Origin of the sequence: Streptomyces sp. NTH33 (assembly GCF_003236365.1) — a bacterium.
GTDB lineage: Bacteria > Actinomycetota > Actinomycetes > Streptomycetales > Streptomycetaceae > Streptomyces.
This window is the reverse complement of sequence record NZ_POTZ01000916.1, coordinates 1-1,209: the sequence shown is the minus strand read 5'-3', so window position 1 is coordinate 1,209 and position 1,209 is coordinate 1. Positions and strand designations below refer to the sequence as shown.

At 73.6% G+C, this 1,209-nt stretch carries 2 pseudogenes; one reads left to right on the top strand and one right to left on the bottom strand.

From position 1 onward, the window contains the following. Positions 1–908 (top strand): annotated as a pseudogene (locus tag C1I97_RS37505) (phospho-sugar mutase); the annotation flags it as partial. Positions 909–1,009: 101 nt separating this feature from the next. Here C1I97_RS37505 and C1I97_RS37500 read toward each other — a convergent pair. Then, positions 1,010–1,209, bottom strand: a pseudogene (locus tag C1I97_RS37500) (PH domain-containing protein); the annotation flags it as partial.

Here is a 1,209-nt window from a genome sequence, read left to right as displayed (position 1 = left end):
GCGCCGGCTTCCCCACCCCCGACCTGGTCCCCGAACAGGCGGACCCGGACCCGGACTTCCCGACCGTGGCCTTCCCCAACCCGGAGGAGCCCGGCGCCATGGACCTGGCGTTCGCGAAGGCCCGCGAGACGGACCCCGACCTGATCATCGCCAACGACCCGGACGCGGACCGCTGCGCCGTGGCGGTCAAGGACGGCGGGGACTGGCGCATGCTGCGCGGCGACGAGGTCGGCGCGCTCCTGGGCGCCCACCTGGTCGCCCGGGGAGCCACCGGCACGTTCGCGGAGTCGATCGTGTCGTCCTCCCTCCTCGGCCGCATCGCCGGGAAGGCGGGCCTGCCCTACGCGGAAACCCTCACCGGCTTCAAGTGGATCGCCCGCGTGGAGGGCCTGCGCTACGGCTACGAGGAGGCCCTCGGCTACTGCGTGGACCCCGACGGCGTACGCGACAAGGACGGCATCACCGCGGCCCTGCTGATCACGGAACTGGCCTCACACCTGAAGCAGGAGGGCCGCACCCTCCCGGACCTCCTCGACGACCTCGCCGTCGAGCACGGCCTGCACGCCACCGACCAGCTCTCGGTCCGCGTCCAGGACCTCTCGCTGATCGCCGACGCGATGCGCCGTCTGCGCGAGCAGCCCCCGACCGAACTCGCGGGCCTGCCCGTCGTCCGCTCCGAGGACCTCACACAGGGCACCGGCACCCTGCCCCCCACGGACGGCCTCCGCTACACCCTCGACGGCGCCCGCGTGGTGGTCCGCCCCAGCGGCACGGAGCCCAAGCTGAAGTGCTACCTGGAGGTCGTGGTCCCGGTGGCGACCCACGCCGGCCTCCCGGAGGCCCGCGCCAAGGCCACCGGCCTCCTGGAGTCGATCAAGCGGGACCTGTCCGCGGCCGCCGGCATCTGACCCGCGGCCGTACCGAAGCGAACCAAGCGAACCGAGCGGAAAGGGTGCCCCTCACCCAGAGGGGCACCCTTTCCCGTTCCCGGTCCGTCGACGGGGGCCCGTCACCCCACCGCCAGCAGAATCGCCAGCAGCACCGCGCCGGCCACCGCCGGCCCGGCGATCTCGTACGCCCAGCGGACGCTCACCTCGCCCTGGGCGGCCTCGGTGTTCCCGTACCGTTCCTGCATCTCCCGCAGGTCGTCCATGTACTGGTCGGTCTCCGCACGGATGCGCCCGTCGCCCCCGGCACCGGTGCCCGGCC